A 4,367-nucleotide genomic window follows, 5' to 3' on the forward strand; every position below is an offset into this window, starting at 1 on the left:
GATCACGTCGACCGGCGCCGGCTCCTGATCGGGTGCGGCGTCGCCCAGGTCGTCCTCACCGCGGTGCTCGGGGTCAACGCGTTCCGCGACGACCCGAGCGTGCCGCTGATCTTCGTGGTCTCGGCCCTGTTGGCGGCGGCCTCCTCGATGCAGCGGCCGAGCCGCGAGGCGCTGATGCCGCGGACCGTCCGGCACGACCAGATCACCGCCGCCAACGCGCTCACCGGGTTCGGCATGCAGGTCGGGGTGCTGGTCGGTCCGGCGATCGGCGGGCTGCTGATCGCCTTCGTCGGCATCGGGTGGTGCTTCGTCGTCGACGTCTCCGCGCTGGTGGTCGCCACCCTCCTCTTCGTCGCGATGCGGCCCTACCCGCACCGCGAGGAGACCACGCCGCCGAGCCTGCGGGGCATCGGGGACGGGATCAGCTACGCGCTGCGTCGCCGCGACCTGCTCGGCACCTACCTGGTCGATGTCGCCGCCATGTTCCTGGCGATGCCGGTCGTGCTGTTCCCGGCGCTGGTGGAGGACGTGTTCGCCCGGCCCGAGCTGCTCGGCCTGCTGTACTCCGCCGAGACGGTCGGTGCGATGGTCGCCACCGCGCTCAGCGGCTGGACCGCGCGAGTGCACCACCACGGTCGGGCGATCGTGGTCGCGGCCGCGGCGTACGGCGCGTGCATCGGTGTCGCCGGGCTGATGCCCGAGCTGTGGCTGGTCGCGGTCGCGCTGGCCGCTGCGGGTGCCGCGGACATGATCTCCGCGATCTTCCGCAGCACGGTGTGGAACCAGACCATCCCCGAGTCGATGCGCGGCCGGCTGGCCGGGATCGAGATGCTGTCCTACTCCGTCGGGCCGCTCGCCGGTCAGATCCGGGCGGGCGTGGTCGCCGACGTGTGGTCGGTGCGCGGCTCGATCGCCAGCGGCGGGTTCGCCTGCGTCGCCGGGGTGGCGATCACCGCAGTCTGGCTGCGCGACTTCTGGTCGTACGACGAGCGGACCGATCCCCACGCCGAGGCCGAACGGGACCGCCGCCGCGCCGCCGGCGAGAGCGTCTAGCCACGGTCAGAGGGTTGGGTCGGAGGGGGCCTGCTGCTCGTAGCGGGACATGGCCGCCCGCCACTCGGCCTGGGCTCGGCGCACATGGCGATCCACCCCGCGTCGTACGTCGGCTGCCTCCTGTGGGGGCAGCCGCTCGGCCGCCCGGCGCAGCTCGTGAGCCAGCTCGAGCTCGCGACCCAGCCGGGCGAGCCCGCCGGCGAGCAGCGCGAGGGCGGACGCGCTGTCGGCCACGTCGTCGGCCGAGATGGAGGGCGTGGTCCCGGAACGCGGCACCCGCCTCGCCGCCGAAGTCGTCCTCGGGCATCCGGGCCAATCGCACCAGCGACTCCAGGGTGCTGCCGAGCCGGACGACCAGCTCGGTCAGGTCGCCCGCGGCGGCCAGGCACTCGTTCACGAGGGCTCCTCGTCGCGCAGCCCGGTGAGCAGCGCCCAGACCCCGTCGTCCGCGATCGCCGCGAGCTCGACCACGCACGCCAGCCCGGCAGCAAGACCACGCAGGTCGTCGACGAGGGCCTCGATGCCCTCCTCCACCCGCTCGAAGACGCGGCGCGTGAGGTGCGTCGTGGTGCCGGTGACCGGCGGGTCGACTCGGGCGCGGGCGAGCGACTGCGCGTGTCGTAGCAGCACGCGTCGGGCATCGAGCAGTATGTCGGGCCGTACGACGAAGGTCGTGGTCATGGCCGGAGTCTCGGCCGCTCCACCCACGTCCGACGACACCCCAGCCAGCGGCTGTGGAAGCGCACGCCCCGACCGGTCACTGTGCGCCCGCACCGGCTCGATTTGCTCCTCACCAGCGCTCCGCGACAATGGGTGGGTGGCTGACCGTCTCGAGGAGAACAACGACCATCCCGTCGCGTACGGGCTGCTCGCGCTGATCGGCGTGGGTGTCGTGGTCGGCCTCATCGTCGGGCTCGGAGCACTCGCCGGGGCCAAGGTGGTGGGTGTCGGGGACGAGAGCACGGACGGCAGCAGCGGCGGCGAGGCCTCCATGTACCTGCCGAAGCCCGAGAAGACCCAGCCGGCCACCGGACCCGAGATCACCCTGCGACCGGGCCAGCAGACCTCGCCGACCGACACCGAGCCGTCCGAGACCGAGACCACCAAGAAGCCCAAGAAAGTGATCTCGCTGTCCGCGGCCCAGACCCAGGTCGCGCCGATGGAGCAGATCGACCTGTCGGGTACCTACCCCGGCGGCGAGGGGAAGATCCTGCAGGTGCAGCGCTTCGAGAACGGCACGTGGACGGACTTCCCGGCGTCACCGGTCTCGGTCAGCGACCAGACGTTCAGCACCTACGTGCTGACCGGGATCCCTGGTCAGCAACGATTCCGCATGATCGACACCGGCTCCGGCAAGACCTCGAACGAGGTCAAGGTCACCGTCACCGGCTGATCGCCGACGTACGCCGGCGCTCCAGGTCGGCCGTCCAGTAGCCGACCCAGCAGGTCCCGACCAGCCCCAGCACACCGATCACGACGCACGCCGTCGCCAGCGGCGCGACCGACGCCACCGCGCTGACGAGGAGCGGCCCGCCGGAGTTGCCGATGTCGCCGCACAGGCGCCACGCGCCGAGGAACTGTGACCGACCGCGGAGAGGTGCCGTGTCGGCGCCCAGCGTCATCACGATGCCGGACCCGAGACCGTTGCCGACCGCGATCAGCACCATCACCGCGGCCACCCCGACCGGGCCGGAGGTCAGCGGCAGCAGCAGTGCGGCGACCGCCACCGACAGCACGACGGGCACGGCGACGACGGTGCGTCCGTACCGATCCATCACCCAGCCACCCGGGTAGAAGAACGCGATGTCGACCGCGGCCGCGAGCGCGAAGATCAGCGAGGTCGTCGACGCCGAGATCCCGACCGACTCCGCCCACAGCGGCAGCAGGCTGTTGCGGACCGACCGGGACGCGCCGAGCACGACCACCGCCACGCCCACGGTCAGCAGCACCCGCCGGTGGGCGCGCAGTACCGACCACACCGACAGGTGCCCCTCCGCCCGCTCCTCGGCCCGCTGCTCGGAGCCCAGGTCGGGCACCAGCGCCGCCAGCCCTCCCGCGGCCAACGACATCGCCACCGCGAACCAGAAGACCGCGCGAAGGTCCCACGTGTAGATGAGCGCGGCGCCCACGAGCGGCCCGACGAAGACCCCGATCCGGTAGGTGCCACCGAGCACGGACAGGGCGCGCGCCCGGTACGGCGCCGGCACCGCGTCGATCATGTAGCCCTGCCGGGAGATGAGGAACGTCGTCCAGGCCATGCCGCTGAGCACGACTGCAGCCCCGAGCCCGGCCACCGAGTCGGTCAGTGCCGCGGCGCACATCGCGACCGCGTCGATGACGCCCGCGATCGCGAGCGCCCACTTCTCGCCGATCCGGGCGATCACGACGCCCGCGGGCAGCGACGCGATCAGCATCCCGACCCCGAGCAGCCCGACGACCAGCGCCGCGGTCCCGACGTCCGCCCCGAGCTCGCGCGCCCGCAGCGCGAGCACCGGCATCACTGCACCGTGACCGATCGAGATGACCACGCTCGGTCCGTACGCCGCGACCGCGATCTCTCGCAGCCGGAAGCGGTCGGCGGGCGGGGTCACCCGCCCCATTCTGCGCGGGTCGGCTCAGACGCGGTCGAAGCGGTCCGGGTGGGGGCCCAGCCGCCCCGACTCACCGAGGTCGAGCGCGTCGATCGCACCCATCTGCTCCTCGGAGAGCTCGAAGCCGAACAGGTCGGCGTTCTCGCGCATCCGCTCCACGTGGGTGGTCTTCGGGAACACGACGTGGCCGTGCTGGAGGTGCCACCGCAGCACCACCTGCGCCGGCGTGCGACCGACGGCCGAGGCGATGTCGACGATCGCGTCGTGGTCGTGGATGCGGCCTCTGGCGATCGGCGCCCAGGCCTCGGTGACGACGCCGTGGCGCTGGTTGGCCTGCCGCACCGGGTCGTTGCGGAAGAACGGGTGGCACTCGACCTGGTTGATCACCGGGGCGACACCGGTCTCGGCCACGATCCGCTCGAGGTGGTCCGGCTGGAAGTTGGAGACGCCGATCGAGGTGGTCCGCCCGTCCTTCTGGAGCTCGGCCAGGGTCTGCCAGGTGGAGACGTAGTCGCCGTCGTACAGCGTCGGCAGCGGCCAGTGGATGAGGAACAGGTCGACCCGGTCGAGCCGGAGCCGGACGAGGGACTCGTCGAACGATCGGCGCGCGTCGTCGGGGCGGTGGAGCCCGTTGTCGAGCTTGGTCGTCACGTACAGCTCGTCCCGGGGCAGCCCCGACGCCGCGATCGCGTCGCCGACGCCCTCCTCGTTGCCGTACATCTG

Annotated in this window: 6 protein-coding genes; 2 read left to right on the forward strand and 4 right to left on the reverse strand. The window is 72.2% G+C overall.

The genetic code is table 11. The features are described from left to right. On the forward strand, positions 1-1,053 hold a 1,053-nt coding region (locus VFZ39_RS17060; protein WP_330866989.1), incomplete at its 5' end, for an MFS transporter. Between the two features lie 6 nt (positions 1,054-1,059). Here the strand turns inward: VFZ39_RS17060 and VFZ39_RS17065 are convergent. Then, positions 1,060-1,329 (reverse strand): hypothetical protein, encoded by a 270-nt coding sequence (locus tag VFZ39_RS17065; RefSeq protein WP_330866990.1) that lies wholly within the window; start codon positions 1,327-1,329, stop codon positions 1,060-1,062. Between the two features lie 117 nt (positions 1,330-1,446). After that, positions 1,447-1,734, reverse strand: a complete 288-nt coding sequence (locus tag VFZ39_RS17070) for a hypothetical protein (RefSeq protein ID WP_330866991.1) — start codon at positions 1,732-1,734, stop codon at positions 1,447-1,449. Positions 1,735-1,870: 136 nt separating this feature from the next. On the opposite strand from VFZ39_RS17070, the gene VFZ39_RS17075 reads away from it, so the two are divergent. After that, positions 1,871-2,446, forward strand: a complete 576-nt coding sequence (locus VFZ39_RS17075; protein ID WP_330866992.1) for a hypothetical protein — start codon at positions 1,871-1,873, stop codon at positions 2,444-2,446. Here the strand turns inward: VFZ39_RS17075 and VFZ39_RS17080 are convergent. Continuing rightward, positions 2,436-3,644, reverse strand: coding sequence for an MFS transporter (locus VFZ39_RS17080; RefSeq protein WP_330866993.1), 1,209 nt, complete (start codon positions 3,642-3,644; stop codon positions 2,436-2,438). The two genes, VFZ39_RS17075 and VFZ39_RS17080, sit on opposite strands and share 11 nt — an antisense overlap. Positions 3,645-3,668: 24 nt before the next feature. Then, positions 3,669-4,367, reverse strand: a 699-nt coding sequence (locus VFZ39_RS17085; protein ID WP_330866994.1) for an aldo/keto reductase, incomplete at its 5' end; no start/stop codon positions are given.

Origin of the sequence: Nocardioides sp. (assembly GCF_036374615.1) — a bacterium.
Lineage (GTDB): Bacteria > Actinomycetota > Actinomycetes > Propionibacteriales > Nocardioidaceae > Nocardioides.

What these genes read in the sequence shown, in the direction of transcription:
- VFZ39_RS17070 (WP_330866991.1), bottom strand. Translation starts at nt 1,734, where the DNA reads ATGACCACGACCTTCGTCGTACGGCCCGACATACTGCTCGATGCCCGA.